At 59.8% G+C, this 992-nt stretch carries 1 protein-coding gene; it reads right to left on the bottom strand.

From position 1 onward, the window contains the following. Nucleotides 1-992: elongation factor Tu (gene tuf, locus IFT60_RS26160; RefSeq protein WP_192057021.1), on the bottom strand; the 992-nt coding region annotated here is incomplete at both ends.

Raw genomic sequence — 992 nt, 5'->3', positions numbered from 1 at the left:
GTACGGCCGCCTTCGCGGATTGCGAAGCGCAGGCCTTCTTCCATCGCGATCGGGTTGATCAGCTTGACGGTGATCGACACGTTATCGCCTGGCATGACCATTTCCTTGTCCGCTGGCAGCTCGATCGAGCCGGTCACGTCGGTGGTACGGAAGTAGAACTGCGGACGGTAGTTGTTGAAGAACGGGGTGTGACGGCCGCCTTCATCTTTCGACAGAACGTAGATCTCGCCGGTGAAGTGGTTGTGCGGCTTGATCGAGCCTGGCTTTGCCAGAACCTGACCACGCTGGACGTCTTCACGCTTGGTGCCGCGCAGCAGCAGACCGACGTTGTCGCCAGCCTGACCCTGGTCCAGCAGCTTGCGGAACATTTCCACGCCGGTGCAGGTGGTCTTGACGGTGTCGATGATGCCGACGATTTCGATTTCTTCGCCGACCTTGATGATGCCGCGCTCGACACGACCGGTCACGACGGTACCACGACCCGAGATCGAGAACACGTCTTCGACTGGCATCAGGAAGGCGCCGTCAACTGCGCGCTCTGGCGTCGGGATGTAGGTGTCGAGGGCTTCGGCCAGACGGGTGATGCACTCTTCGCCCATTTCGCCTGGCTGGCCTTCCAGCGCCATACGTGCCGAACCTTTGATGATTGGCAGGTCGTCGCCTGGGAACTCGTACTTCGACAGGAGTTCGCGGACTTCCATTTCGACCAGTTCCAGCAGTTCTGCGTCGTCGACCAGGTCGCACTTGTTCAGGAACACGATGATGTATGGAACACCAACCTGACGCGCCAGCAGGATGTGCTCGCGGGTCTGTGGCATTGGGCCGTCAGCGGCCGAGCACACCAGGATCGCGCCGTCCATCTGGGCAGCACCGGTAATCATGTTCTTGATGTAGTCGGCATGGCCTGGGCAATCGACGTGTGCGTAGTGACGGTTTTCCGTTTCGTACTCGACGTGCGCGGTGTTGATGGTGATGCCGCGTGCTTTTTCTTC

The sequence above is a fragment of the Massilia sp. CFBP 13721 genome (assembly GCF_014842025.1).
Classification (GTDB): Bacteria; Pseudomonadota; Gammaproteobacteria; order Burkholderiales; family Burkholderiaceae_D; genus Telluria.
The sequence above is the reverse complement of the archived record's forward strand: the minus strand, read 5'-3'. Positions and strand labels throughout refer to the sequence as shown.